Annotated in this window: 27 protein-coding genes; 8 read left to right on the plus strand and 19 right to left on the minus strand. The window is 70.2% G+C overall.

The window, feature by feature from the left end:
* Nucleotides 1-12: 12 nt before the first annotated feature.
* On the plus strand, nucleotides 13-675 hold the full coding sequence (locus tag ACIQ7Q_RS28770; protein WP_403868197.1) for a lysophospholipid acyltransferase family protein: 663 nt from the start codon (nucleotides 13-15) through the stop codon (nucleotides 673-675).
* A gap of 162 nt (nucleotides 676-837) precedes the next feature.
* Here the strand turns inward: ACIQ7Q_RS28770 and ACIQ7Q_RS28775 are convergent, their stop codons facing one another.
* The 6 genes from ACIQ7Q_RS28775 to ACIQ7Q_RS28800 all read right to left on the minus strand — a co-directional run bounded on the left by ACIQ7Q_RS28775 (nucleotide 838) and on the right by ACIQ7Q_RS28800 (nucleotide 7,224).
* Complete coding sequence (locus ACIQ7Q_RS28775; RefSeq protein ID WP_403868200.1) at nucleotides 838-2,382, minus strand: MFS transporter; 1,545 nt, start codon at nucleotides 2,380-2,382, stop codon at nucleotides 838-840.
* Nucleotides 2,379-2,930, minus strand: coding sequence for a TetR/AcrR family transcriptional regulator (locus ACIQ7Q_RS28780; RefSeq protein ID WP_403868202.1), 552 nt, complete (start codon nucleotides 2,928-2,930; stop codon nucleotides 2,379-2,381). The genes ACIQ7Q_RS28775 and ACIQ7Q_RS28780 overlap by 4 nt, the downstream gene beginning before the upstream one ends.
* Nucleotides 2,931-3,535: 605 nt before the next feature.
* Entirely contained in the window at nucleotides 3,536-4,126 is a 591-nt protein-coding gene (locus ACIQ7Q_RS28785) for a GTP-binding protein (protein ID WP_403868205.1), read from the minus strand.
* On the minus strand, nucleotides 4,113-4,478 hold the full coding sequence (locus ACIQ7Q_RS28790) for a DUF742 domain-containing protein (RefSeq protein WP_403868208.1): 366 nt from the start codon (nucleotides 4,476-4,478) through the stop codon (nucleotides 4,113-4,115). The genes ACIQ7Q_RS28785 and ACIQ7Q_RS28790 overlap by 14 nt, the downstream gene beginning before the upstream one ends.
* Nucleotides 4,478-4,882, minus strand: coding sequence for a roadblock/LC7 domain-containing protein (locus ACIQ7Q_RS28795; protein ID WP_398901778.1), 405 nt, complete (start codon nucleotides 4,880-4,882; stop codon nucleotides 4,478-4,480). Before ACIQ7Q_RS28795 ends, ACIQ7Q_RS28790 begins: the two co-directional genes overlap by 1 nt.
* Nucleotides 4,879-7,224, minus strand: coding sequence for a nitrate- and nitrite sensing domain-containing protein (locus tag ACIQ7Q_RS28800; protein ID WP_403868212.1), 2,346 nt, complete (start codon nucleotides 7,222-7,224; stop codon nucleotides 4,879-4,881). Before ACIQ7Q_RS28800 ends, ACIQ7Q_RS28795 begins: the two co-directional genes overlap by 4 nt.
* Nucleotides 7,225-7,790: 566 nt before the next feature.
* Between ACIQ7Q_RS28800 and ACIQ7Q_RS28805 the strand changes: the two genes are divergently transcribed.
* Nucleotides 7,791-8,294, plus strand: coding sequence for a hypothetical protein (locus ACIQ7Q_RS28805; protein WP_403868215.1), 504 nt, complete (start codon nucleotides 7,791-7,793; stop codon nucleotides 8,292-8,294).
* Between the two features lie 263 nt (nucleotides 8,295-8,557).
* On the plus strand, nucleotides 8,558-9,466 hold the full coding sequence (locus ACIQ7Q_RS28810; RefSeq protein ID WP_403868335.1) for an aminoglycoside phosphotransferase family protein: 909 nt from the start codon (nucleotides 8,558-8,560) through the stop codon (nucleotides 9,464-9,466).
* A 255-nt stretch (nucleotides 9,467-9,721) separates the two neighbouring features.
* Here ACIQ7Q_RS28810 and argH read toward each other — a convergent pair whose 3' ends face one another.
* A complete protein-coding gene (gene argH, locus ACIQ7Q_RS28815) occupies nucleotides 9,722-11,149 on the minus strand; it encodes an argininosuccinate lyase (protein WP_403868218.1) in 1,428 nt (475 codons plus the stop codon).
* An 87-nt stretch (nucleotides 11,150-11,236) separates the two neighbouring features.
* On the minus strand, nucleotides 11,237-12,430 hold the full coding sequence (locus ACIQ7Q_RS28820) for an argininosuccinate synthase (protein WP_356632609.1): 1,194 nt from the start codon (nucleotides 12,428-12,430) through the stop codon (nucleotides 11,237-11,239).
* A 134-nt stretch (nucleotides 12,431-12,564) separates the two neighbouring features.
* On the opposite strand from ACIQ7Q_RS28820, the gene ACIQ7Q_RS28825 reads away from it, so the two are divergent.
* Both ACIQ7Q_RS28825 and ACIQ7Q_RS28830 read left to right on the plus strand, forming a co-directional pair.
* Nucleotides 12,565-12,792 (plus strand): hypothetical protein, encoded by a 228-nt coding sequence (locus ACIQ7Q_RS28825; RefSeq protein ID WP_403868221.1) that lies wholly within the window; start codon nucleotides 12,565-12,567, stop codon nucleotides 12,790-12,792.
* Nucleotides 12,793-12,819: 27 nt separating this feature from the next.
* Nucleotides 12,820-13,407 carry a pyridoxamine 5'-phosphate oxidase family protein gene (locus tag ACIQ7Q_RS28830; RefSeq protein ID WP_403868224.1) on the plus strand — a complete coding sequence of 196 codons (588 nt, stop codon included), beginning with the start codon at nucleotides 12,820-12,822 and terminating at the stop codon, nucleotides 13,405-13,407.
* Nucleotides 13,408-13,470: 63 nt separating this feature from the next.
* On the opposite strand, the gene ACIQ7Q_RS28835 is transcribed toward ACIQ7Q_RS28830, so the two are convergent.
* From ACIQ7Q_RS28835 to ACIQ7Q_RS28865, 7 genes are all read right to left on the minus strand, one after another.
* Nucleotides 13,471-14,016 carry an arginine repressor gene (locus tag ACIQ7Q_RS28835; RefSeq protein WP_356632605.1) on the minus strand — a complete coding sequence of 182 codons (546 nt, stop codon included), beginning with the start codon at nucleotides 14,014-14,016 and terminating at the stop codon, nucleotides 13,471-13,473.
* Nucleotides 14,017-14,023: 7 nt separating this feature from the next.
* Complete coding sequence (locus ACIQ7Q_RS28840; RefSeq protein ID WP_403868226.1) at nucleotides 14,024-15,229, minus strand: acetylornithine transaminase; 1,206 nt, start codon at nucleotides 15,227-15,229, stop codon at nucleotides 14,024-14,026.
* Nucleotides 15,226-16,140 (minus strand): acetylglutamate kinase, encoded by a 915-nt coding sequence (gene argB, locus ACIQ7Q_RS28845; RefSeq protein WP_403868229.1) that lies wholly within the window; start codon nucleotides 16,138-16,140, stop codon nucleotides 15,226-15,228. The genes ACIQ7Q_RS28840 and argB overlap by 4 nt, the downstream gene beginning before the upstream one ends.
* Nucleotides 16,137-17,288, minus strand: a complete 1,152-nt coding sequence (gene argJ / locus ACIQ7Q_RS28850) for a bifunctional glutamate N-acetyltransferase/amino-acid acetyltransferase ArgJ (RefSeq protein WP_403868231.1) — start codon at nucleotides 17,286-17,288, stop codon at nucleotides 16,137-16,139. Before argJ ends, argB begins: the two co-directional genes overlap by 4 nt.
* Nucleotides 17,285-18,313 (minus strand): N-acetyl-gamma-glutamyl-phosphate reductase, encoded by a 1,029-nt coding sequence (gene argC / locus ACIQ7Q_RS28855; protein WP_403868234.1) that lies wholly within the window; start codon nucleotides 18,311-18,313, stop codon nucleotides 17,285-17,287. The genes argJ and argC overlap by 4 nt, the downstream gene beginning before the upstream one ends.
* Nucleotides 18,314-18,535: 222 nt before the next feature.
* On the minus strand, nucleotides 18,536-19,354 hold the full coding sequence (locus ACIQ7Q_RS28860; protein WP_403868237.1) for a HEAT repeat domain-containing protein: 819 nt from the start codon (nucleotides 19,352-19,354) through the stop codon (nucleotides 18,536-18,538).
* 160 nt (nucleotides 19,355-19,514) lie between these two features.
* Complete coding sequence (locus ACIQ7Q_RS28865) at nucleotides 19,515-19,919, minus strand: DUF5997 family protein (protein WP_403868240.1); 405 nt, start codon at nucleotides 19,917-19,919, stop codon at nucleotides 19,515-19,517.
* Nucleotides 19,920-19,977: 58 nt separating this feature from the next.
* Here ACIQ7Q_RS28865 and ACIQ7Q_RS28870 point away from each other — a divergent pair, with 58 nt between their 5' ends.
* Nucleotides 19,978-20,802 (plus strand): LysR substrate-binding domain-containing protein, encoded by an 825-nt coding sequence (locus ACIQ7Q_RS28870; RefSeq protein WP_403868243.1) that lies wholly within the window; start codon nucleotides 19,978-19,980, stop codon nucleotides 20,800-20,802.
* Nucleotides 20,803-21,042: 240 nt separating this feature from the next.
* Here ACIQ7Q_RS28870 and ACIQ7Q_RS28875 read toward each other — a convergent pair whose 3' ends face one another.
* The 3 genes from ACIQ7Q_RS28875 to ACIQ7Q_RS28885 form a co-directional block, all read right to left on the minus strand.
* The gene (locus ACIQ7Q_RS28875; protein WP_403868246.1) at nucleotides 21,043-21,618 is read right to left on the minus strand and encodes a histidine phosphatase family protein; all 576 of its coding nucleotides are present in this window, start codon (nucleotides 21,616-21,618) and stop codon (nucleotides 21,043-21,045) included.
* Nucleotides 21,619-21,649: 31 nt separating this feature from the next.
* Nucleotides 21,650-22,102, minus strand: coding sequence for a GNAT family N-acetyltransferase (locus ACIQ7Q_RS28880; protein ID WP_403868249.1), 453 nt, complete (start codon nucleotides 22,100-22,102; stop codon nucleotides 21,650-21,652).
* Nucleotides 22,103-22,242: 140 nt separating this feature from the next.
* On the minus strand, nucleotides 22,243-23,679 hold the full coding sequence (locus ACIQ7Q_RS28885) for a PLP-dependent aminotransferase family protein (protein ID WP_403868252.1): 1,437 nt from the start codon (nucleotides 23,677-23,679) through the stop codon (nucleotides 22,243-22,245).
* On the opposite strand from ACIQ7Q_RS28885, the gene ACIQ7Q_RS28890 reads away from it, so the two are divergent.
* Nucleotides 23,678-24,574 (plus strand): DMT family transporter, encoded by an 897-nt coding sequence (locus ACIQ7Q_RS28890; RefSeq protein WP_403868255.1) that lies wholly within the window; start codon nucleotides 23,678-23,680, stop codon nucleotides 24,572-24,574. The genes ACIQ7Q_RS28885 and ACIQ7Q_RS28890 overlap by 2 nt on opposite strands.
* 111 nt (nucleotides 24,575-24,685) lie before the next feature.
* On the plus strand, nucleotides 24,686-24,877 hold the full coding sequence (locus ACIQ7Q_RS28895; RefSeq protein WP_403868258.1) for a DUF1918 domain-containing protein: 192 nt from the start codon (nucleotides 24,686-24,688) through the stop codon (nucleotides 24,875-24,877).
* A 17-nt stretch (nucleotides 24,878-24,894) separates the two neighbouring features.
* Here the strand turns inward: ACIQ7Q_RS28895 and ACIQ7Q_RS28900 are convergent, their stop codons facing one another.
* Entirely contained in the window at nucleotides 24,895-26,157 is a 1,263-nt protein-coding gene (locus tag ACIQ7Q_RS28900) for a glycoside hydrolase family 10 protein (protein WP_403868261.1), read from the minus strand.
* Between the last annotated feature and the right edge of the window lie 113 nt (nucleotides 26,158-26,270).

Below are 26,270 nucleotides of genomic sequence, written 5' to 3' on the forward strand. Positions count from 1 at the left end.
CCGTTGTCCCGCTTGACGCTCATCAAGGCAGTGCTCGGGCCGATCCTGCGCCTGATGTTCCGCCCGCGTGTGGAAGGCGCGGAGAACATCCCCGGGTCGGGGCCGGTGATCCTCGCCGGAAACCACCTCACCTTCATCGACTCGATGATCCTTCCGCTGGTCTGCGACCGGCCGGTGTACTTCATCGGCAAGGACGAGTACGTCACGGGCAAGGGCCTCAAGGGCCGGGCCATGGCCTGGTTCTTCACCGGCTGCGGCATGATCCCGGTCGACCGCGACGGCGCCAACGGCGGCGTGGCGGCACTGATGACGGGCCGGCGGGTGCTGGAGGAGGGCAGGATCTTCGGCATCTACCCGGAGGGCACGCGCTCCCCCGACGGCCGCCTGTACCGGGGCCGTACAGGTATCGCCCGCCTGACCCTGATGACCGGCGCGCCCGTCGTCCCGTTCGCCGTGATCGGCACGGACAAGCTCCAGCCGGGCGGCGCGGGCCTGCCGCGTCCCGGCCGGGTCTCGATCCGCTTCGGCGACCCGATGGAGTTCTCCCGCTACGAGGGCATGGACCGCGACCGCTATGTGCTGCGGGCGGTGACGGACTCGGTGATGGCGGAGGTCATGCGGCTGTCGGGGCAGGAGTACGTGGACATGTACGCGACCAAGGCAAAGGCCGCGTAGCGCTGGTTCCGGGGGCAATGTCCCCGGACCCCGGCCTCGAACGCCGACGGTCCGGACCTGGCCCTCCCGCCCGGGCTCAGCCCCGAACCTCGCGCCTCAAACGCCCCCACGGCCTGGCGGCCGTGGGAGGTGCCCCCGGCGGGGCTGACTACACGTGACCCGTCAGTGTTCGATGCCGTCGGCCAGCTTCTGGCCCCGCAGCAGGAACCACGCAGCCGCCGCAGTCACCAGCAGCACCACCGCCCCCGCGCCCGCCGCCAGGCGGAGGCCGTCGACGAAGGCTTCCTGAGCCGCGCCCACCAGTGCGTGGGCCTGGTGCGGCGGCAGGGCCGTCGATGCCTCGACCGCGCCGCCCAGTGATTCGTGCGCGGCGACCGCGATGCCCGCCGGGGTGCCTTCAGGGGTGGTGAAGTCCCGGTAGACGCCGGTCACGATCGAGCCCAGCAGTGCGATGCCGAGCGCCGCACCCAATTCGTACGCGGTCTCCGACACCGCTGACGCCGCTCCGGCCTGCTCCTTGGGAACGCTGGAGAGGATCACGTCCGCGGTGACCGTGAACGAGAACCCGGCGCCCGCACCGACGATGAGCAGCGCGGCTCCGAGCAACGGATAGCCGGTCGAGCTGTCGAGCAGGGTCAGCACGGCGAGGGCGAGTCCGACGGCGGCGAGGCCGACGGCCACCACGGACCGCACGGAGAAGCGGCGTGCGACCTTGCCGGCCACGAGGCCCGTGGCTACCGCGCCGATCGCGGCGGGCAGTTCGGCGAGGCCCGCCTCGAGCGGCTCGCGGCCCTGGACCAGTTGCAGGAACTGGGACAGGAAGAACACCAGGCCGGACAGGCCCAGGATGGTCAGCAGATCCGCAAGCACCGCACCGGAGAAGCCCCGGTGCTTGAACAGCCGCATGTCGAGCAGCGGCGTTTCGAGCGTGAGCTGCCGGCGGACGAACCCGTAGAGTCCGGCGATGCCGATGAGCGCCGCGGCGCCGGCTTCCCAGCCCGGACCGTGGCTTGCGGCCTCCTTGATCGCGTAGACGACCGCGACCATACCGACGAGGGACAGGACGACGCTGATCAGGTCCCACGGGCCGGTGACCGGGTTCTTCGACTCGGGCAGGAGCTTGATGCCGACGACAACCAGTACCGCCATCACGGGCAGGTTGATCAGGAAGACCGAGCCCCACCAGAAGTGCTCCAGCAGGAACCCGCCGACGACGGGCCCGACGGCCGCGCCGGCGGACGCCACGGCACCCCAGATGCCGATGGCGAGGCTGCGTTCCCGCGAGTCGTGGAAGATGTTGCGAATCAGCGCCAGCGTGGACGGCATCAGCGTCGCACCCGCGACGCCGAGGAGCGCCCGCGCGAGGATCATCATCTCGGGAGTGGTGGCGTACGCGTTGAGCACGGAGACCGCGCCGAACACGACGGCGCCGCTCAGCAGCAACTTCTTGCGGCCGATGCGGTCGCCGAGGCTGCCCATGGAGACCAGCAGGCCCGCGATGACGAACGAGTAGACGTCGCCGATCCAGAGCAGCTGCGTTCCGGTCGGCTTGAGGTCCTCACTGAGGAAGGGGGTCGCGAGGCCGAGGACGGTGGCGTCCACGGCCACCAGCAGAACGGCGAGGACCAGGACCGCGAGCGCCAGCCAGCGGCCGGGGCGGTACAGGGCCTCGTCCGTCCCGGTCGTGTGCTGGACGGTGCTGCTCATTTCTCCACTCTCCGTTGCGCTCCGCCGAGCAGGAGCTCGGCGGTCATGTACTGGAAGTCCTTCTGGGCGACCCGGCCGTCCATCACGGCCCAGGCACAGGAGCCGATGAGGGCGTAGAGCGCCTCCGTCAGCCAGGCCGGTGTCAGATCGATGCGGAATTCACCCTGTTCCTGACCGCGCCGGAACAGGTCGCAGACCCGGGCGTCGAGGCGGGCCCAGCCCTCGTTGACCTCGTCGCCTTCGAAGAGCTGGTTCTCGGTGTAGAGGAAGGCCAGCAGGTGGGCAGACGGTTCCGTCTCGGCGATCAGCCGTCGCAGTCCGTCGTCCGAGCCGCCCTCTTCGAGCCGGGCGCGGTCGAGCGCCGCTTCGAACTCCTGGATGCCGAGCTGCTCGAGCGCCCTGACCAGCGCGTCCCGGCCGGCGAAGTGCCGGTGCAGGGTGGCGCGGCCGATGCCCGCAGCCCGGGCGACCTCGTCCATGGTGGCGGTCGACTTTCGGGCGAGGAGGGCAGCTGCTGCGCGGAGCACGTGATCTCGATCCATGGCCATGAGACAATCATAACCCACGTGAGACGTCAATGTCTCATTCAGTACGTCGACGTCTCCTGGCGGCATGTCCCGAGGCTCCACCACCGGCGTCGGCCGCTTTCGTCGGCGAACACCCAGCCGCAGTCGTGCCGCCCGTCAGACCGGGGGCACGGGGCGCTCCGGCCCCCGGCCGCGGGCGGGTGAACGCGAAAGGCCCACCCCCGGGGCGGGGTGGGCCTCGTACGCGCGGGTGGGGGTGGGCTACTGGGGCGGGTGCGTGAGGAAGCAGCGGCATGGCACGTGGAGGGGGGTGCGGGAGCGCGTCCTTCCGGCAGCACCGACACTGTCGCCGGACATCGCGGCGCGTCCGTACCCGGCACCGTGCAGGTACGCGAGTTGAGCGAACTCAGCAGCCGGACAGCGTCCCTGGCAGGCGACGGCCTCACAGGCGGCGCACTCGGCCCGCCGCGCGCCGACGGCTGATGCCGTCGGGTCCTGAGTGTCACGGATGTACCGGCCGGTGATTTCCCCACGCGTGACCGGGCCGCTCGGGCCGGGACAGCAGCACGCCGATGGGCACGTGCCAGCGCTGATGCGTCAACAGGGATGCGCGGCAGCTTCCTCCTTCAGACGGACGCAGAGGTCTTCGCCTTGGCGATGAGCATGTCGAGGAGCGAGAGCAGGGCGCCGAGGGCGTCCTGACGGGAGCGGGCGTCGAGCAGGAGGATGGGCGTGTTCGGGTCACGCAGATGCAGCGCCGCCCCGATCTCCTCCGGCGTGTACAGCTGCTCGCCGTTGAAGCAGTTCGCGCCGACCACGAACGGAAGCCCGCGGTTCTCGAAGAAGTCGACAGCCGGGAAGCTGCGGTCCAGGCGCCGGGTGTCGACCAGCACGATCGCTCCGAGAGCCCCGTTCAGCAGGTCGTCCCACATGAACCAGAAGCGCTCCTGGCCGGGCGTACCGAACAGATAGAGGACGACTCCGGCGTCGGTGAGGGTGATACGGCCGAAGTCCATCGCGACGGTGGTCACCGTCTTGGACTCGATGCCGTCGAGGTCGTCCACACCGACACCCGCGGCCGTCAGTCGCTCCTCCGTGCGCAGCGGCTCGATCTCGGAGACCGTCTCGACCAGCGTCGTCTTGCCGACGCCGAACCCCCCGGCGATCAGGACCTTGACGGGGGCCGCTTCCTGGGCAGGGGATTCATATTCGGGCAAGGCTGTCCCTGATTCTCATGAGCAGGTGGACGTTGGTGGTCTCGGCCTCCGCCAGCGGCGGCCGGTGGTGGATCAGCCCGCGGTCCGCGAGTTCGCCGAGCAGGACCGTCATCGGAGTGAGGCGCATGTGCATCCGGGCCGCGATCTCGGCGACCGCCCGACCGTCCGGCGCCGGGCACATGGAGAGGATGGCCTGCCACTCCGTGGGCAGGCCACCGTGGGCGTCCGCGGCGACTGCCGCCGTGATCGTGGTGTCCATGGTCAGGACGGTGTGCGGAGCGGCTGTACGGCCATCGGTCAATGCGTACAGCCGTGTCCGGCGGCGGCTTCCGGGCTGCGGATCGTCCGGCATTACGACGTGGACGCCTGGCTGCGCTCAGGTGTGCCCAGCCACTCACCGAGCGCCTGCGCGGTCCGCACCGCCTCGCCGCCCAACTCCCCGAGCCGTGCCTTGCGGGAGGTCACGACGATGAGCGTGCTGCCCTCCCCGCACCCGACGATGCAGAGATACCTGTCGTCCATTTCGACCAGCTGGCGGATCACCCGACCACCGTCGATCTCCCTGGATATCGCCTTCATCGTGGCCGCGATTCCGGAAGACGCCGCGGCTATGCGCTCCGCCTGTGGCCGGTCCAGCAGGTACGCGCTGAGCTTGATCCCGTCATTGGACAGGAGCACGGCTCCCTGGACACCGGCGATCCTGCTCAGATTGTTGTCCAGGATGCTGTAGATCATGTCGTTCGATGTCGTCGTCATGGCCGATCCTGTCGAAGCTCTTGTTCCACTGTCTGGGTTCCGTGTTCGTAGTCCGCCCATGCGTCAGCCACCTCTTCAGGTGTCGCCGCGTTCTGACCGACCACAGATTCCGATGCGCGTGGCTCGCGCAGTTGCTCGGCGATGTGGGTCTGCGGGACACGCTCGGGCAGGGAGGGCCGCGAGTCGCCGTCCGACGCCACGGGCCGCGCCGGGAGCGTGCTCTCCTGCAACCGCTCATGCCTCCGACGGCTCGGCAGACCGGCCCGGGAATGCAGGACCAGCTCGGGCTTGCGTTCATCGAGGCGGCGCGGTGCGGGGACAGGCTCAGCGGCGACAGGCTCGGCGGCGACGGGCTGAGGGGGGACGGGCCGCAGCGCCTTGCGTGGCTGTTCCCGCTCGGTCGGCACGAGTAGCTCCTTGGGAATGATCACTATGGCCGACGTCCCGCCGTACACCGACCTGCGCAGCGTGACCGTGGCCTGGAGTTGCTCGGCGAGGTGGCCGACGACGAAGAGACCCAGCCGGTGTGCGTTCTCCGCCAGGACGGCGTACGGCGGGGCCGAGTGGAGCCGCCTGTTCATCTCGTCGTAGCTCGCGGGGGTCACTCGCGGACCGCGGTCCTCGATCTCGACCGACAGACCGTCGGCCACCAGGTCGGCCCGGATGACGACCTTCGACCTCGGCGGGGAGAATCGGGTGGCGTTGTCGAGCAGCTCCGCCAGGAGGTGGCTGATCTGGCTGATCACACGCGGTTCCACGCTGATCTCGTCCAGGGCCTGCCTCTCGATCCGACGGAAGTCCTCGACCTCCGCGGCGGCCTCGCGCAGCAGGTCGGCGACGCGCATGGGCTCGGTGTGCGGGTCGGGGATCTCACCGCCCGCCAGGATGAGCAGGTTCTCGATCTGCCGCCGCATGCCCACCGTCAACTGGTCGGATCGCATCAACTGGGCAAGGAGCGCTTCGTCGTGGCCGAAGGTGTCCTGGAGGTCCTCGGTGAGGCTCAACTGGCGGCTGACCAGGTTTCCCGTGCGTGAGGCGATGCCCGCGGCGAACATGCCGAAGCCGTGTCGCTCGTCCGCGAGTGTCCTGTGCCCATCGACGGATACGGCGACGACACGGGCGAACGCGTCGCTGATACGTCCGACTTCGTCCCGGTCTCCGCAGACCGTGGGCAGCGTGTCGGCTGCGACGAGCTGCCCCCGCTGCAGGCGGTCGACGACGTCCGGCAGCGTGTGCTCGGCAATGGTCACCGTGCGTTCGTGCAGACGGTGCAGGCGGCGCAGCACCGAGCGCGTGATGAACACGACGACGGCAGCGACAAGCAGCAGCGCGCCACCGCTCGCCGTGATCAGCCAGGTGACCTTTGCCTCGAGCTCCGACGCCTTGGCGTCGGCCTGCGCGAGCAGCCCCCGCGCCCGCGTGGCGTTCAGCGTGTCCAACTGTGGCGCCCACTTGTCGCGCGCTGCCGGCCAGCCGCTGACGTCCCTCGGCAGCTTCACGCCGAATCGGGTGTCCGTGTGCTCGGCGATGACCTCGTCCTCGATGCGGGTCTTGGTCCGCCACGCGTCCGAGTGGGCCATCTGCGCGTAGAGCTCGTTCTCCTCGGCAGACAGATACGGCACGATCCACATGTCGTACAGGTACCTGTGGGCGCCGATGGCGTTGGCGATGTCGGCGAACCTGGAGGTGGTCAGCTCCCTGGACGGCCCGGCCTGCGCGAGGATCGTGTCCTGCTGCGCCACCATCTCGGCGGCCGAGAACATGGCGACGACCACGCGGCCTTCCTGGGTGAGCCCGCCGTCTTCCGTGTGGCTGAACTCGTCCTGGTAGAAGCGGACCATCTGGCTGATGACGCCGGTGTAGTAGGCGATCGTACTGTCGGCGTTGCCGCTGCGGGCGTCCGCGCGTTCGCGGTAGGCATCCAGGTCGTCGAGGCCTTCCCGCACCTCCAGGAGGCGACGGTCAGCCTGCTCCGAACTCGCCCCACCGGTGGACGACGACCGGCGGAACTCGGCGGCGGCCCGGTCCGTGGCGGCACGCCGCTTCCGCAGGTCCTCCTCGGGCACGGAAGAGCCCGCCCACAGCGCTGCGGTCATCGTCCGCTCGGCCTGCATCTCGACCATGAGCTCGTACAGGGGGACGCCGATCCGCTCACCGGCCACCACGTCGGCGCGCAGGTGCTGCGCATGGTCCAGCAACCCGTCCGCGGTAACGACGGTTTGGGCACCCATCGCCACGGTGGGGACCACCGCCAGCCAGATGAGCAGCGTCCGCAGGCGCAGGGTACGGCGCCGACGAACCGTCGACCGGCCTGGTGCCCCTTCGGGTTCTATGGGAGACATCAATCCTCGGGAGCGGGGGAAGTGGGCGAGGCCCGCAACCGGGCCAGGCCCAGCCCTGGGGAGGGACTGGGGGAACGGCCGGTCCGGCTTCGGTGGGACGTTGGGGTGCCGATCATAACCAGCCACGCCGAGAAAAAGAGAGCTTGCAGCAGTGATCAATTGCGTGGTATGGGCGCCAGAAGGCGTTTCAGACCACAGGCTGCGCGGACCAACCAGTACGGCCTCGAAGGGATCCGGCACCGCGCACGGTTGCCACCGGTCGCCTTCCGCGGCGTGACGCCGTACGTCCTCCTCCCAGGGGACCCGGGCATGGGACGGGGCCGGGACCGGGCGGTCCAAGTGGTCCGGCGCAGAGGCGTATCCGAGCCCCTGGTGCTCTGTCCGCACGAGGCGGGGCGTCTGTCGTCCGGGACGATGCGCAGCCTGCCCTTGGCCAACTTCAGCGCCTGCTGCCGACCGGCGTCCCACAGGACGACGGTCCCGCCCGCATCGCCCACCTTGAGGTAGGGGCGCGAGGGAACGAACTCGCCGCCCTCGACGGGTATCCCCGCAGCCTTGCCGATGGGATGGGCGCACACCCATTCCGGAGCGATCCCGAAGTAGGCGACAGGAGTGCGGCCGCCCTTCTCCGTCGCCACCGCCTCGCTGCCGGCTCTTCCCGCGGACAGCACGCCGAGCTCCAGGGCACCCTGGAGCAGCAGCACGAGACTCACGACAGCGAGCACGACGTTGCCGAACCAGCGGTCCTGCACGTACAGGTGCAGGGCTGGACGGACGGCAAGCCGCTGCGGGTGCGGCTCAACCCCGCACACGGCGCCGAGTTGCTGGCGCTCGCCGAGCGCTACGAGCTGGTGTGGGCCAGGACATGGAAGGACGAGGCGAACGACTGGACAGGCCCGCAGCTGAGGCTGCCGGAACCGCCGTTCATCGACTGGCCGCAGATGCACGGACGGGCGCCGCACGGGACCTTCTGGAAGACGCAGTACATCCTCCAGTACGCCGCTTTACCGACCTTGGATCCGACCGGATTGGCTGTGAACTGGGCCGATACTTCGCTTAGGCGTTCGTGACGCGGCTGGTTCGGTGGACAGAGCGTCTTCGGTGCTGTCGTCGCACTCGTCGAAGAACTGCTCGACTTTCTGCAGCAGCCGTGCGGGGAGGCGGCTTGGTCGGGGTCGAAGCGACTGTCTTCTCTCACGCCCTCTGTTGCTGAAGCTCGACGGCGCTGAGCCACGATCTCATCGAGTTCGCTCGGTGGCCTGCTCGGCCTCCTGCCGGGCGCGTCATGGAAAGTCACTGGCTTCCGGTTCCATCCAGCGGTGAGACTTCCGCCGTGACGCTTCACGAGAATGAGATCCCAGTCGACGAGATGCTGATCCGATCGTTGCTCAAGGCACAGCGCCCACAGTGGAGTGACCTGCCGTTGTCGCCCGCGGGCGCGGGCACCGACAACACCATGTATCGGCTGGGCGATGACCTTCTCGTGCGGCTTCCGCGAACCGCCGACAAGGGACAGTCCGTACGGAAAGAGCAGGAATGGCTTCCTCGCCTGGCGCCTCTCCTGGCATGTCCGATTCCCGCGCTCGTCCATGCCGGAACACCCACCGACGCCTTTCCCTTGGTCTGGTCGGTCTACCGCTGGATCGACGGTGACGAAGCCGGCCCGGACACCGTCCGGGACTGGGCCTCCTTCGGAACGGACCTGGCGGCGGTCGTGCGGGAACTCCACGGCATCGGCCTCATGGGAGCGTCTCGCGCAGAAGGCCTCAGCTGGTACCGCGGAGGCAGCCTGGGGCCATGTGACCAGTGGATCAGCAGATGTCTTGAAGATTGCCGGACCATAGTGGGTTCTGAGCTCGACGTCGACACTCTGGAGCAGTTGTGGCGAGCCGCGCTCGCACTGCCCGTGCCCTCCGGACCTCACGTGTGGCTTCGCGGCGACCTCAAGCCGACCAACCTCTTGGTCCGGGAAGGCAGGCTCCACGCAGTCATCGACTTCGGAGGACTCTCGGTCGGCTTTCCCGACGCCGAGCACTCCACACTCTGGGACCTGCCTGCCCAAGCACGACACGCCTACTGGGATGCCTTGAACCTCGACGATTCGACCTGGGCCCGCGCCCGCGCCTGGGCGATCGCGGTGGGCGTCAGCGGGATCTCCTACTACCAGCACTCCTTCCCCGCCTTCGTCGCCGAATGCCGAGCAAGGCTTCAGGCGATCCTCACCGACGCCGCTGCGCGTTGAGTTGCCTCAGCGCGTCTCGCAGGATCTGCGTTGCTCTGGTGGCCACCGTTGTCGACAGCTCACTTCCCATGGGATGGGACAGTGGACCGACCCGATCGCCCGGATTGATGACGACATCACGCAGTTCGACCACGAGTACGTGGGGCAGAACCACATCGCCGCCGCCCTGCTGCTGCGCGTCGACGAACGGATCGGGTTGACCGAACCAACTTCGTCGCGCTCGCGGACTGGGCGGCGGCGATCTGAGGGCAGCGGCTACTTCTTGGCGTCCGCCCAGGCGTGCTGTATCACCAGGTCGGCCTTGACCTCGTTGAGCTGGGCGGCCACCGCCGAGGGCGCCGTGCCGCCCCGGCCGTTGCGGGAGGCCAGGGCTCCGGGGACGTTCAGGACGGTGCGGACCTCGGGCGTGAGGTGCGGGGAGATCTTCGCGAACTGCTCGTCCGTGAGCTGGTCCAGCTCGATGCCCTGCTGCTCGCACTCCTTGACGCACTCGCCCGCGACCTCGTGCGCCACTCGGAACGGCACGCCCTGCTTGACCAGCCACTCGGCGATGTCCGTCGCGAGCGAGAAGCCGGCCGGGGCGAGCTCCTCCATCCGCTCGCGGTTGACCGTGAGCGTGGCCATCATCCCGGTGAACGCCGGGAGCAGCACCTCGAGTTGGTCGCAGGAGTCGAAGACCGGCTCCTTGTCCTCCTGCAGGTCGCGGTTGTAGGCGAGCGGGAGGGCCTTCAGCGTCGCCAGCAGGCCGGTCAGATTGCCGATGAGCCGGCCGGACTTGCCGCGCGCCAGCTCCGCGATGTCCGGGTTCTTCTTCTGCGGCATGATCGAGGAGCCGGTGGAGAAGGCGTCGTGGAGAGTCACGAAGGAGAACTCCTTCGTGTTCCAGATGATGATCTCCTCGGCGATCCTCGACAGGTTCACGCCGATCATGGCGGTGATGAACGCGAACTCGGCGACGAAGTCACGGGAGGCCGTGCCGTCGATCGAGTTGCCCACGGAGCCGCGCTCGAAGCCGAGGTCGGCGGCGACCGCCTCCGGGTCGAGCCCGAGCGAGGAGCCGGCGAGCGCGCCGGAGCCGTACGGGGAGACGGCGGTCCGGGTGTCCCACTGACGCAGCCGTTCGGCGTCCCGTGACAGCGACTGGACGTGCGCGAGTACGTGGTGGGCGAAGAGCACGGGCTGCGCGTGTTGGAGGTGCGTACGTCCCGGCATGGCGACGTCGGGGTGTGCCTCGGCGAGGCCGACGAGGGCGTCCTGGAGGTCGGCGACGAGAGCGCCGATGATCCGGGCGTGGTCGCGCAGGTACATCCGGAACAAGGTGGCGACCTGGTCGTTGCGGGACCGGCCGGCGCGGAGCTTGCCGCCGAGGTCGGGGCCGAGCCTCTCGAGCAGGCCGCGCTCGAGGGCGGTGTGGACGTCCTCGTCGGCGATGGTGCCGGTGAAGTCGCCGGATGCCACGTCCCCTTCGAGCTGGTCGAGGCCGGCCAGCATGCGCGTCAGCTCGTCCTCGGTGAGCAGCCCCGCCTTGTTGAGGACGCGGGCGTGGGCGCGGGAGCCGGCGATGTCGTACGGCGCGAGACGCCAGTCGAAGTGCACCGACGCGGACAGCTTCGCCAGGGCCTCCGCGGGCCCGTCGGCGAAGCGGCCGCCCCAGAGCCGGACGTCACCGTTGTTGCTGCTCACAGTTCAAGCTCCTGGAAGGGTTCGGATGTGCCACCGCCTCCCCGTGCCGGGACGGTGCGGGGAGGCGGTCTGTACAACGGATGCGGGTTACGCGAGGTCCCGCTTGGCGGCGATCTTCTGCGAGAGGCCGAAGATCTCGATGAAGCCCTGCGCCTTGGACTGGTCGAAGGTGTCGCCCGAGTCGTAGGTGGCGAGGTTGAAGTCGTACAGCGACTCGTCCGACTTCCGGCCGGTGACGACGGCCCGGCCGCCGTGCAGGGTCATCCGGATGTCGCCGGTGACGTGCTGGTTGGCCTCGTTGATGAAGCCGTCCAGGGCGCGCTTGAGCGGGGAGAACCACAGGCCGTCGTAGACCAGCTCGCCCCAGCGCTGCTCGACCTGCCGCTTGTACCGGGCGAGTTCACGCTCGACGGTGACGTTCTCCAGCTCCTGGTGGGCGGTGATCAGAGCGATCGCGCCCGGGGCCTCGTAGACCTCGCGGGACTTGATCCCGACGAGCCGGTCCTCGACCATGTCGATCCGGCCGATGCCCTGGGCGCCGGCCCGCTCGTTGAGCTGCTGGATGGCCTGCAGGACGGTGACGGGCTTGCCGTCGATGGCGACCGGGACGCCCGCCTTGAAGGAGATGACGACCTCGTCGGCCTCGCGGGCCTCCGCCGGGTTCGAGGTGTACTCGTAGATGTCCTCGATCGGCGCGTTCCAGATGTCCTCCAGGAAGCCGGTCTCGACGGCCCGACCGAAGACGTTCTGGTCGATCGAGTACGGCGACTTCTTGGTGGTGGCGATCGGGAGCTGCTTCTCCTCGCAGAAGGCGATCGCCTTGTCCCGGGTCATCGCGTAGTCACGGACCGGGGCGATGCACTTCAGCTCGGGGGCGAGGGCGACGATGCCGGCCTCGAACCGCACCTGGTCGTTGCCCTTGCCGGTGCAGCCGTGGGCGACGGTGGTGGCGCCGTGCTTCTTGGCGGCGGCGACGAGGTGCTTGACGATCGTCGGCCGGGAGAGCGCGGAGACCAGCGGGTAGCGGTCCATGTAGAGGGCGTTGGCCTTGATCGCGGGGAGGCAGTACTCCTCGGCGAACTCGTCCTTGGCGTCGGCGACCTCGGCCTCCACCGCACCGCAGGCGAGCGCGCGCTTGCGGATGACGTCCAGGTCCTCGCCGCCCTGGCCGACATCCACGGCAACGGCGATGACCTCGGCGCCCGTCTCCTCGGCGATCCATCCGATGGCGACGGAGGTGTCCAGGCCGCCCGAGTAGGCGAGTACGACGCGCTCGGTCACGGGTTTCTCCTTACGGTGCAAACGCTGATGGGTATAACTATGCAGTCCTCCGTATGCTTTGTCAATCCACGTGGAAAAGCCCTGGTCGCAGGGGGTGTCGGTCGGCCCACACCCGCCGGGCCGCTTTCCGTCTGATGCGTGCCCAGGGCGGATTCCGGGAGTTCCGCGCGGCGGTCTCGGTACTCGACGACCCCGATCGAGACCTGCGTCGGAACGCGGAGTCCGCCGTGCAACTCCGTCGCTGGATGGACGAAGTCCCGCTGGGCGACGGGGAGGTGGACCGGCTGCTCAGGCAATGCACGCACCTGTTCAGCGATTACGTGATGACCATGATGCGCACCCGTCTCGGTCTCACCCGGTGACTCCAACCCATGGCCGATAATCAGGCCATGGGGAAAACGTATGAACGCATCGAAGGCCGCCTGCGCGATTTCATCGAAGCGCAGCCGGTGTTCTTCACCGCTACCGCGCCGCTGACCGGGGACGGGCACGTCAACCTGTCGCCCAAGGGCCGCAGCGGCACGCTGGCCGTCGTCGACGACATGACGCTCGCCTACCTCGACTTCGGCGGCAGCGGTGCCGAAACCATCGCGCATGTCCGCGAAGAGGGCAACGGACGCATCACACTGATGTGGTGCGCCTTCTCCGGGCCCCCGCAGGTGGTGCGCGTCCACGGCCAGGGCGAGGCGGTCTTCCGGGACGACGCCCGCTGGGCCGAACTGATCGGCCTCTTCGAGAAGGCCGACGGTCCGGCAGCCCGGGCGATCATCGTCGTTCACGCCCGGCGCATCAGTCAGGTGTGCGGTTTCGCGGTGCCCTTCATGGACTACCGGGAGGAGCGGACCCAGCACGCGGAACACTTCGGGCGGAAGTCGGAGGAGGAGTTCGCGGCGTACTGCGAGAAGAAGGAGCACGTGGGGGTGAGCCTGGACGGGCTCCCGGCGCTGCCGTTGCCGCTGCCGGCGCGCACGGCCTGAGCGGGACGCCGTCTCCCACGGCCGCCGGGCCGTGGGAGAGCCCCGAAGACGGAACCCCGCCGTCTACCGCCCGTTCTGCGCCAGTCGCAGCAAGTGGTCCGCCAGCGCCTGGCCACCAGCGGGGTCGCGGCTGATCAGCATCAGCGTGTCGTCGCCCGCGATCGTGCCCAGGATGTCGTGCAGCTCGGCCTGGTCGATGGCCGAGGCCAGGAACTGGGCCGCCCCCGGCGGCGTGCGCAGGACCACGAGGTTGGCCGAGGCCTCCGCCGAGATCAGGAGCTCGCTGGAGAGGCGCCGCATACGCTCCTCCTTCGCCGACTCGCCGAGCGGCGCCTGCGGGGTGCGGAAGCCGCCCTCGCTGGGCACCGCGTAGATCAGCTCGCCGCCGGTGTTGCGGATCTTCACCGCGCCCAGTTCGTCGAGGTCGCGGGAGAGCGTCGCCTGGGTGACGTTCAGCCCGTTGTCCGCGAGGAGCTTCGCCAACTGGCTCTGGGAACGCACCGGTTGCCGGTTGAGGATGTCCACGATCCGGCGGTGGCGGGCCGTGCGGGTCTGCGGTACGGCGGGGCCGCCGTGCTCAGCGTGTTCGGGGTACCGCGCCTCTGTCATCGTCGTCTCATTCTCCGGATCGTCCTTCCCCGCTGCTCGCCTCGAGGATGCCGGGCAGCGCCCGGAGCAGGGCGTCCACCTCTGCGTCGCCGATGGTCAGCGCCGGCATGAGCCGTACGACATCGGACGCGGGAGCGTTCACCAGGAAGCCGGCATCCTGAGCCGCCTGCTGCACCCTGGGTGCGAGGGGCTCGGTGAGCACGATACCCAGCAGCAGGCCGCTGCCGCGGACGTGGGAGACAAGCGGATGATCGAGGCCCTCGATCGACTCGCGGAGTTTCTCGCCGAGCCGCTTGACCGAGTCGAGTACGCCGTCGGCGGCAAGGGTGTCGAGAACGGCGAGTCCGGCGGCGCAGGCGACGGGATTGCCGCCGAACGTCGAGCCGTGGTGGCCGGGCTTGAGCAGGTCGGCCGCCTCGCCGAAGACGACGGTGGCGCCGATGGGCAGGCCGCCGCCGAGCCCCTTGGCGAGGGTGACGATGTCCGGCTCGACGCCCTGGTGGGCCTGGTACTCGAACCAGTGCCCTGTCCGCCCGATGCCCGTCTGCACCTCGTCGAGCACCAGCAGCGTGCCCGTGGCCCGGGTGATCGCGCGCGCGGCCTCGAGATAGCCCTTGGGCGGCACGACAACGCCGTTCTCACCCTGGATCGGCTCGATGATCACGAACGCGGTGTCCTCGGTGACCGCCTCCCGCAGCGCCTCGACGTCGCCGTACGCGACGTGCGTGACGTCCGAGGGCAGCGGCAGGAACGGGCCCTGCTTGGCCGGCTGCCCGGTGAGCGCCAGGGCACCCATGGTCCTGCCGTGGAAACCGCCGGTGGTGGCGACCATGTGGTGACGACCCGTCAGCCGCCCGACCTTGAAGGCGGCTTCGTTGGCCTCTGCGCCTGAGTTCGCGAAGTAGACACGGCCGGTGCGGCCGAAGAGCTGGAGCAGCCGCTCGGCGAGCGCGACGGGCGGCTCGGCGACGTACAGGTTGGAGACGTGTCCGAGGGAGGAGATCTGGCGGGTGACCGCCTCGACGACGGCGGGGTGGGCGTGGCCCAGCGCGTTGACCGCGATGCCGCCGACGAAGTCGATGTACTCCGTGCCGTCCGCGTCCCAGACCTTGGCGCCCTCGCCGCGGACGAGGGACAGCTTCGGTGTGCCGTAGTTGTCGGTCATGGCGCTCTGCCACCGCTGGGCGAGCTGCTCGTTGCCGTTGCCGCTCATGCTTCCCCCTGTCCGTCGGGCACGACCATGGTGCCGATGCCCTCGTCGGTGAAGATCTCCAGCAGGATCGAGCGCTGCACACGTCCGTCGATCACGCGGGCGGTGTTGACCCCGTTGCGTACGGCATGCAGGCAGCCCTCCATCTTGGGGACCATGCCGCTGGAGAGGTCCGGCAGCAGCTTCTCCAGCTGGGTGGCGGTGAGCCGGCTGATCACCTCGTCGCTGTGGGGCCAGTCCTCGTAGAGGCCCTCGACATCGGTGAGGACCATCAGCGTCTCGGCGCCCAACGCCGCAGCGAGTGCCGCAGCCGCCGTATCAGCATTGACGTTGTAGACATGTCCGTCGTCCTGTGAGCGGGCGATCGAGGAGATGACCGGGATCCGGCCGTCGGCGAGCAGCGCTTCGATGGCGCCGGCGTCGATCTCGGTGATCTCGCCGACCCGGCCGATGTCGACGAGCTCTCCGTCGATCTGCGGCTGGTGCTTGGTCGCGGTGATGGTGTGGGCGTCCTCTCCGGTCATGCCGACGGCGAAGGGCCCGTGCTGGTTGAGCAGCCCGACCAGCTCGCGCTGGACCTGCCCGGCGAGCACCATCCGTACGACGTCCATCGCCTCAGGGGTGGTGACGCGCAGGCCCGCCTTGAACTCGCTCACCAGGCCGTGGCGGTCGAGCGCGGCGGAGATCTGCGGGCCGCCGCCGTGCACGACGACCGGCTTGAGGCCGGCGTGGCGCAGGAAGACGACGTCCTGGGCGAAGGCGGCCTTCAGCTCTTCGTCGATCATGGCGTTGCCGCCGAACTTGATGACGACGATCTTGCCGTTGTGGCGGGTCAGCCAGGGCAGCGCCTCGATGAGGGTCTGGGCCTTGGGCAGGGCGGTGTGCTTCCGGGTCGGACTCTGGGAAGTGCTCATGAGCTGTACGCGCTGTTCTCGTGGACGTAGTCGGCTGTGAGGTCGTTGGCCCAGATGACGGCGGACTCGGGCCCGGCCGCGAGGTCGGCGGTGATCCTGACCTCGCGGAAGCGCATGTCGACGAGGTCGCGATCCTCGCCGACGGAGCCGTTCTTGCAGACCCAGATGTCGTTGATGGCGACGTTCAGCTGGTCGGGCTCGAAGGCGGCACTGGTGGTGCCGATCGCGGACAGCACCCGGCCCCAGTTGGGGTCCTCGCCGTGGATGGCGCACTTGAGGAGGTTGTTACGGGCGATGGAGCGGCCGACCTCGACGGCGTCGTCCTCCGTGGCCGCGTTGATCACCTCGATGCGGATGTCCTTGCTGGCGCCCTCAGCGTCACCGATCAGCTGCCGGGCGAGGTCGTCGCAGACGGCCCGCACGGCTTCGGCGAACTCGTCGTGCGCCGGGACGACGCAACTCGCGCCGGAGGCGAGCAGCAGCACCGTGTCGTTGGTGGACATGCAGCCATCGGAGTCGACCCGGTCGAAGGTCTGCCGCGTGGCGCCGCGCAGGGCCGAGTCGAGGGCGGTGTGGTCGAGGTCGGCGTCGGTGGTGAGGACGACGAGCATGGTGGCGAGGCCGGGGGCGAGCATTCCCGCGCCCTTGGCCATGCCGCCGACGGTCCAGCCCTGCCCCTGCGCGACCGCGGTCTTGTGGACCGTGTCGGTGGTCTTGATGGCGATGGCGGCCTTCTCGCCGCCGTGCTCGGAGAGCTGGGCGGCGGCCTGCTCGATGCCGGGGATCAGCTTGTCCATGGGGAGCAGCACGCCGATCAGGCCGGTGGACGCGACGGCCACCTCGCCCGCGCTGTGGCCGAGGACGTCCGCGACCTTCTCGGCCGAGGCATGGGTGTCCTGGAAGCCCTTGGGGCCCGTACAGGCGTTGGCGCCACCGGAGTTGAGGAGTACGGCGGTGACCTCGCCGCCCTTCAGGACCTGCTCGGTCCACAGGACGGGGGCGGCCTTGACGCGGTTGGAGGTGAAGACGCCCGCGGCGGCGCGGCGGGGCCCCTCGTTGACCACGAGGGCCAGGTCCGGGTTGCCGTTCGCCTTGATTCCGGCGGCGATGCCCGCTGCCGTGAATCCCTTCGCTGCGGTCACGCTCACGGCGCAACTCCCATCGTGGAAAGACCGGTGCTCTCGGGGAGTCCGAGGGCGATGTTCATGCTCTGCACCGCGCCGCCGGCGGTGCCCTTCGTGAGGTTGTCGATGGCGCTGATCGCGATGACGCGGCCGGCGTTCTCGTCGTACGCGACCTGGATCTGGACGGCGTTCGAACCGTAGACGGAGGCGGTGGCGGGCCACTGGCCCTCCGGCAGCAAATGCACGAACTCCTCGTCGGCCAGCGCCTTCTCGTACGCGGCGCGTACGTCGTGCGCGGTCGTGCCCGGCTTCGCCTTGACGGAGCAGGTGGCGAGGATACCGCGGGCCATGGGCGCGAGGGTGGGGGTGAAGGAGACACTCACCCGCTCCCCCGCGACCGCGCTCAGGTTCTGGATCATCTCGGGCGTGTGGCGGTGGCCCCCGCCGACGCCGTAGGGGCTCATGGAGCCCATGACCTCCGAGCCGAGCAGATGCGGCTTGAGCGCCTTGCCGGCCCCGGAGGTTCCGGTCGCGGCGGTGATCACGGCCTCGGGCTCGGCGATGCCGGCCTGATAGGCGGGGAACAGCGCGAGCGAGACGGCGGTGGGATAGCAACCGGGCACCGCGACACGCTTGGACCCCTCCAGCGCGGCGCGGGCACCCGGCAGTTCTGGCAGGCCGTAGGGCCAGGTGCCGGCGTGCTCGGAGCCGTAGAAGCTCTCCCAGTCGGCCGCGTCCTTCAGCCGGAAGTCGGCGCCCATGTCGATGACGAGCACGTCGTCACCGAGCTGCTCAGCGACGGCGGCGGACTGCCCGTGCGGGAGCGCGAGGAACACGACGTCGTGACCGGCGAGCACCTCGGTGGTCGTCGGCTGGAGCACGCGGGCTGCCAGCGGCAGCAGGTGCGGCTGCAGCCCGCCGAGCGGCTGACCGGCGTTGGAGTTGCCGGTCAGGGCACCGACCTCGACCTGCGGGTGGGCCAGAAGCAGACGGAGCAGCTCCCCGCCCGCATACCCGCTCGCTCCTGCTACTGCTGCTCGTACCGTCATCGAGTGTCCTCCTCATCGATGGCATGACTATACGCAGCTTCGCAGTTTTATGCAATGAGTGCTCGGGGCGGCCGCCGATTGTCGGCTGCGCCTCAGCGGCCCGGATTGCGCCCATCCCATCGGCGGGCCGACGACGACCTCCGCCGGGCCGACTCGGGCGCCAAAGGGCTCCGGGACCGACTGTCTGGCGGGCCGCCTATGCGGCACCCCAGGAGAGATCCGTCACCGTGCGTCGCCCAATTGGAGAAGGTACGCCGCTGTCAGCGCAATGGCACGGTCCTCGTCGTGCGACAGCTCCAGGAGCGCACGCGACGCCGTCGGCCCCGGGACGGCCGCCAGCGCCTGGGTCAGCCGTCCGCGCGCAGGCGCTTCAGCGGTGCCGTGGGCGGCGAGGCGGTCGACGAGCTCGGTCGCGATCTGATCCGCCGTCGCGGTGTCGCGCGCCAGCACGCTCAGCGCGTCGGCCGCATCGGTGTCGTTCCAACCCTCCACGATCATGTCGATGAGCGTCGGGAGCGCATCGGCCACTCCGCGTGTCCCGAGCGCCAGAGCCGCATACCCGCGGACCACGGGGTCGGGGTTCACGAGAGCGTCCCGCAGCTGCGCGGTAGCCTCACCACCTGGCAGCTCGGCGAGGGACTGAACGGCCCGTTCCCGCACCGCGGCCACCGGTGAGCCGAGGCCCTCCGCCAGCAGTACCGCGCCGCCGTCGCCCGATCGTGCCAGCGCCCAACGCAGGGCTCCGGCGACGTTCGGCTCCGTCTCGCTCAGTGCCGCCTCGACCAGGGCCTCCAACGGCACCGGAACCTCGTCGACCGAGGAAAGGGCCGCACGCTGGCGCGCATGGGCGCTCTTCGATCCCAATGCCTGGAAGAGCCCGACGACTTGGAGGATGTCCTCCCAGTCGGCGGGGTCCGCGGCATCGATCCGGCGGAGCCGCGTGAGCAGCTCGGTCTCGGCCGTGATGCGGGCGTGTGTCTGACGGATGAGGTCGCCGACGAGCTTCGAGGGCTTGAAGCCGGGGTCGTCGAGCGCGCGCACGCAGGGACGGTCGCGATGACGGTCACCACACTTCACCGGCCAGTGATCACACCAGCGGCCCGTGAGCGCGCGAAACCCCCGGGTCCGGAACGGACGGCGGGGGTCTCCTGTGCCTGCTTGTACGGCTTGCAGCCTGTGCGGCTGGATCCTGATTCTGGGGTCAGGGACGCGGCTGGTCGGGCTGGTCGGCTCGTGCGGCCTTCTTCTCCTTGATCCGCACCGCTTCCTTGCGCACCTCGGCCTGTGTGGCACGCTCCTGGCGCAGCCACCCGGGGCACTCCGCCTTGAGCTCCTCGATCTGATCGGTGGTGAGGGGCTCCGTCACTCCGCCACGGGCGAGGCCCGAGATGGAGATGCCCAGCTTCGCCGCGACGACCGGCCGGGGGTGCGGGCCGTTGCGGCGGAGTTCCTGGAGCCACTCGGGCGGGTCGGCCTGGAGCGCACTCAGCTCGGCGCGCGAGACGACGCCCTCCTGGAACTCGGCGGGGGTGGCCTCGAGGTACACACCCAGCTTCTTCGCCGCGGTCGCGGGCTTCATTGTCTGGGTGGTCTGGTGCGACGTCATGGTGTCAAGAGTATCGAGCGTGTGCGCCACCTCCGACCACGACCGGTAACCTGGCGGCGTGACAGGCTCGGAAGTACCCCCTTCGTTCCGGCTGGCCTATGTTCCGGGCGTGACGCCGACCAAGTGGGTGCGGATCTGGAACGAGCGGCTGCCCGACATCCCCCTGAAGCTGGTCTCGGTGTCCGCCGCCGAAGCCACCGAGGTGCTGCGCAGCGGCGGCGCGGACGCAGGTTTCCTCCGGCTGCCGATCGACCGTACGGACTTCAGCGCGATCCCCCTCTACACCGAGACGACGGTCGTCGTGGTCCCGAAGGATCACGTGGTCGCGGCGGTCGACGAGGTCTCCGCAGCTGATCTTGCCGACGACATCGTGCTCCACCCCCTCGACGACACCCTCGACTGGGAGCGCCTTCCGGGACGGCCCGCGAACGAACGCCCGGCCACGACGGCGGACGCCATCGAGCTGGTGGCGGCCGGTGTGGGCCTCCTCGTCGTCCCGCAATCGCTCGCGCGCCTTCACCACCGCAAGGACCTCACCTACCGTCCGGTGATCGACGCCCCCGAGTCGCGCGTCGCGCTGTCCTGGCCGGAGGACGAGACCACCGACCTGGTGGAGGACTTCATCGGCATCGTCCGCGGACGGACGGTCAACAGCTCACGGGGCCGCTCCCAGGCCGCTGCCGCTGAGCAGCCGAAGGACAAGCGCCCGGATGCGGGCGGCGGCGCGCGGCGGAAGCCCGCCGCGGGCAAGCCGGCAGGGAGCAAGCCGACCGCCGGCAAGGCGGCAGGCAGGTCGACGGGCAAAGCAGCAGGCAAGAATCCACGCAGCGGTTCCGGCGGCCCCAAGGCGGGCAAGCGCGGCAAGCCCCGACGCCGGCCGTAGCGAACGCAGGTCGGAGCGAAGCTCCCGGTGTGTCGATCCGGGCGGTCGCCGTTCATGTAGAGGGTGAGACGCGGCAGCACGCCACGGCACCATCGGCTGGGTCGCACGGCGGACGCAGCCGCAGCCTACGAGACAGCCGCCGCCCTTGCCGGGAACGCAGCGGAGGCAGCCTTCCTGCGGCAGAGGCGTGAGTCGCTCGAGGAGAGCTGAGCGGCCTCGCGGAGAGACGTCCGACGGGATTCAGGCCGCCGCTTCCAGGCGGAGGTTCCAGCGGCCGGGGGTGCCGGTCAGTGTCACCGTCGAGAGCGGGCGGACGTCGACGTTCCAGTACATCGAGGGATGCGCTCTCAGCGCGTACACGAAGGCGGCCCGTACGACGGCGGGCTCGGTCACGGCGACGATGGAGCCCGCGGCATCGGCGGGGCGGGTGTCCAGCCAGCCCCCTATGCGTGAGATGAACGCGAGCAGCGGTTCCCCGCCGTGCGGCGCGCTGCGTGGATCGGCGAGCCACGCGTCGACGGCGGCGGGCTCCCTGGCGGTGACCTCGGCGAGAGTGCAGCCGCGCCAGCGGCCCATGTCGCAGTCGCGCAACGCGGGCTGGGCCAGCGGTGCGAAGCCGAGGGCGTCGCCGGTGGCCCGGCTGCGCGCGGTCGGGGAGCAGTAGCGCAGCTCGGCGGCGCTGAGCGGTACGAGGGCATGGGCGGCGAGCTGCACCTCGTGCCAGCCTGCCTGGTCGAGGGGCCGGTCGTCGTCGAAGCGCTCGGTGAGCAACGAGGAGGTGCGCGCGGCGGCGACCAATGTGACCCGGACACTCATGGCGTGATGGTGCTGGCCAAATCCTGGCAGGTCAAGGGGTCGCCGACGGGGGCTGTTGGAAGGGGAGCACCAGCCAGTCCTCGGGGTTCGCCAGAGATGTGAAGCCGATCTTCTCGTAAACGCCGTGAGCGTCGTCGGTGGTGAGCAGCACCCGGCGCACCCCGAGGGGTGCGAGGTGGTCGCGGACGGCGGTGACGAGGGCGGTGCCGAGCCCGTGGCCGCGGGCGGGCCGGTCGATGTAGACGTCGCACAGATAGGCGAAGACGGCGTGGTCGGTGACGACGCGCGCGTAGCCGGTCATTTCTCCCGTGGAGGTTTCGTAGGCACCGAAGTTGAGCGACGCGGCGACGGCCCGGTCGTGCGTCTCACGGCTGCGGCCGATCGCCCAGTAGGCGTCGGTGGAGAGCCAGTGGTGGACGCGGTCCGCGTCCAGGCGGCCGGGGTCGGTGGAGATCGTGTACGGCCCGTGGGTCGTGTCGCTCATGGCAGGAGGCTCGCACGGGGGCGCGGAGCCTGTCAGCGGCATGTCCCCGGCGGGCGGCACCAGGCGTTTCCCCGGCCGGCGCCACCAGCGTCGTTTCCCCGGCGGGCGACCCTCGGCCGCATTCCCTCCGGCGGACGGCGTCAGTGGAGTGCTTCGTCGCAGGCCGCGCGCAGTCTGCGGACGCCTTCCGCGATCTCCACGGGGCCTGCCACACCCGAGAAGCTCAACCGGATGTGCCCGGCGGGGGGTTCGGCGCAGAAGTAGGGGCGGCCGGGAGCAACGGCGACGCCCGCGCGCAGGGCCGCGGCGACGAGGGCGGCCTCCTCCGCGCCGTCGGGCAGCCGCAGCCACAGGTGGTAGCCGCCGGAGGGGGCACGGGGCAGGGCCAGTTCGGGCAGCTCGAGCCGCAGGGCCGCGGTCATGGTGTCCCGACGGGTCTTCAGTTCGCCTGCCACGGTGCGCAGATGACGGCTCCACGCGGGTGCGCCGACCAGTTCGAGGGCGGCTTCCTGGAGGGGGCGCGGGACGAAGAAGGTGTCGACGACGTGGATGGCGCGCAGTCGTTCGAGGACGGGGCCGCGGGCGGCGAGCACCCCCACCCGCAGACTGGGCGAGGTCGCCTTGGTGAGCGAGCTGACGTGGACGACGACCCCGTCGTGGTCGTCCGCGGCGAGCGGCGGCGGCAGCGTGCCCGCGTCGCTGTGGACGAGCCGGCGGGCGAAGTCGTCCTCGACGACGAAGGCGCCCGCCTCGCGGGCGATGCGCAGGACGTCGGTTCTGCGCCCGGGGGCGAGGACGGCGCCCGTCGGGTTCTGGAAGAGGGGCTGGCAGACGAAGACTCGGGCCCCGGTGGCCCGGAAGGCTGCGGCGAGCAGGTCCGGCCGTACGCCGCTCGCGTCGACGGGCACCGGCACGGGCCGGAGGCCCGCGGCGCGGGCGATGGCGAGCATGCCCGGATAGGTGGGCGACTCGACGAGGACGGGCGCGCCGGGCGGGGCGAGTGCGCGCAGCGCGGTGGTCAGGGCGGACTGGCCTCCCGCCGTGATCAGGACGTCGGCCGCGGTGACGGTGTCGCCGAGGCCGCGGGCAAACCATTCGCGCAGTTCGGGCAGGCCGTCGACGGGCGGGCGGCCCCACGCGCCGGGGCGGCGCCCGGCCCGTGCGAGGGCGGCGGCCATGGCGCGCTCCGGCTGGAGCGACGGATGCAGATAGCCGCCGTTGAACTCGACGACGCCGGGCGGTGGCGCGGCGAGGGTGACCAGCACCCCGGAGGCGTCGACCGCCCGCGGCACGATCTCGGTCGCGGAGTCGGCGCTGAGTGAGACCTCCTGCCAGGAGGTGTCGGGAGCGGGCGGGGTGTCGGGGCGCTGCTGGGCGCGGTAGGCGCCCGCCCCGGGCCGGGTGACGACGAGCCCTTCCGCGGCGAGTTGCGCGAGCGCGCGCGAGACGGTCACCGGGGACACGCGGTAGCGCTCGACCAGGGCCCGACTCGAGGGCAGCTTTCCACCTGCCGGATAGCGGTTGAGCTCCCTTTTCAGGGAAGAGGCCAGCTCTGCCACACTGCTACGCTCTTGCATGACAGCACAGGATAGCGCTACTCCCACTTCTTCGATAGCGGTCAGCAGCGGCACCCTCCTCGCCGCACTGGGCGTCGTCGCCTTCTCGCTGACCTTCCCCTCCACGGTGTGGGGGCTGGAGAGCTTCGGGCCCTGGTCCCTGGTCTCCGTGCGCAGCGTGCTCGCCGCGGTGATCGCCGGCACCTTCCTGCTGGCGATGCGTGTGCCGCTTCCCGAACGCCGCCACTGGGCCGGTCTCGCGACGGTCGCCGCGGGGGTGGTCGTGGGCTTCCCGCTGCTGACGACGCTCGCCCTGCAGACGTCCACCTCCTCGCACGCCGCCGTGGTCGTGGGTCTGCTGCCCCTCACGACCGCCGCCTTCGCGGCCCTGCGCACCGGCCGCCGGCCGTCGCGTACCTTCTGGGCGGCGGCGCTCGCGGGCGCCGCCGCGGTGATCGCGTTCACGGTGCAGCAGAGCGGCGGGGCGCTGCACGCCGGGGACATGTACCTGTTCGGTGCGCTGCTGGTGTGCGCCGCGGGCTACACCGAGGGCGGCCGGCTCGCACAGTGGATGCCGGGCTGGCACGTCGTCGGCTGGGCGCTGATCCTCTGCCTTCCGCTCGCCCTCGCGGGCTCCGCTGTGGCGCTCACATACGAACCGGTCCGGCTCAGCGCCCACGGCGTCGTCGGACTGGTGTGGGTGGCCGCCGGCTCCACGTTCTTCGGCCTGTACGTCTGGTACCGCGGGATGGCGGAGATCGGTGTCAGCAAGGCGAGCCAGCTCCAGCTCGCCCAGCCGCTGTTCACCCTGGCCTGGTCCGTGCTGCTGCTCGGCGAGACGCTCTCGCCGGCGGCGCCGCTGGCGGCCGTCGCGGTCCTGGTGTGCATCGCGGCCACCCAGCGCGCCCGCACCTGAACCGGCACCCGCGGGTGGAGGTGCGGCGGACCCCCTCGGCCGTAGACTCGAACAGAGGACCGGAGAAACCGACCAATGACACATCGAGCCGCTTCGAGGAGGTCACTCCCGATGCAAGCGAACGTGGGCGACACGCTGCTGGTGCACGGCCGGACAGTGGGCCAGCACGACAAGGTCGCCGAAGTCGTCGAGGTGCTGGGCCGGGAGGGCAATCCGCCGTTCCGCGTCCGCTTCGAGGACGGGCACGAGGCACTGATGTCCCCCGGACCCGACACCGTCGTCAGGCACCACGAGAAGACCTGAAGCTCAGCGACCGCACGTCAGCCGGGCGGCCGGACCCTGGTCGGGTAGTGATCGGCCACCACCGTGGTCATCGCCCCGAGCGGGTCCGCCACGACCTCCATCGCGGAGAAGAAGCAGTGGCCGCGCACCGTCGCGTACCTTTTGGCGTACGTGAGGTGGCGGGAGAGCTCCGCCGGGTCGTGCCAGGCTTCCGGCTGGCCGGGCACGCCCACCTTGTACAGGGCCTCTCCGATGTACAGGTCGACGCCCGTGCTGCTCGCCACGTCCGCCCACCAGGGAACGAGCGCCGAGTAGTCCGCGGCGGGGAAGCCCATGTTCCAGTAGACCTGGGGGACGACGTAGTCGATCCACCCCTCCTTGACCCAGTGCCGGGTGTCGGCGTGCAGATCGTCGTAGGTCTGCACGCCGGCCGCCGTACGGGAGCCGAGCGGGTCCGTGGTGGCGTTGCGCCACACCCCGAAGGGGCTGATCCCGAAGCGGACGTGCTTCTTCGCGGCCTTGACGCGTGCCGACATCTCCTGCACGAGCCGGTTGATGTTGTCGCGGCGCCAGGCGGCCTTGTCGGTGAAGCCGCCGCCGTACCGTGCGAAGGTCGCGTCGTCGTCGAAGACCTGGTCAGGGACGGGATACGGGTAGAAGTAGTCGTCGAAGTGGACCGCGTCGATGTCGTAGCGCACCACGGCGTCCATCATCGCGTCCTGGACGAATCGCCGGACCTGCGGGATGCCGGGGTTGTAGTAGAGCTTCCCGCCGTACGCGACGGTCCACTCCGGGTGCTGCCGGGCCGGATGGGTCTCGATCAGCCGGGACGGGTCCGTGTGATTGGCCACTCGGTACGGGTTGAACCAGGCGTGCAGCTCCAACGCCCGCCGATGGGCTTCGCGCACCGCCGTCCGGAGCGGGTCCCAGCCGGGGTCCTGACCCTGGACGCCCGTCAGGTACTGGGTCCACGGCTCGTACGGCGACGGCCACAGGGCGTCCGCCGTGGGCCGGACCTGGAAGACCACGGCGTTCAGCCGGCGCTCCACGGCGGTGTCGAGGTACGCGAGCAGTTCCGTGCGCTGCCGGGCAGCCGTTTGGCCCGGTTGCGAGGGCCAGTCGCGGTTGCCGACGGTGGCGAGCCACATGCCGCGGAACTCGCGCTTGGCCGCCTGTCCGCCGCCCGAGGTCCGGGCAGCGGCGTCGGACACTGTGCGGGCTGCCGCACCTCCGGCCGTCGTGAGGCCGGCGAGCGCCCCGGCCGCCGTGACCACGAACCCTCTTCTCCCGATAAGCCCCATATGTCCACCCCTGTCGGGCTCGGTGTCAGCCGTCGTATCCGCAGAGCATGCCCGCCCCGGGGGCTCGAGCACCCACGCATCCGGAGTAACGTCGGGGGGCGGGCGGGCGCCGG

Origin of the sequence: Streptomyces sp. NPDC096176, assembly GCF_044763255.1 — a bacterium.
Lineage (GTDB): Bacteria > Actinomycetota > Actinomycetes > Streptomycetales > Streptomycetaceae > Streptomyces.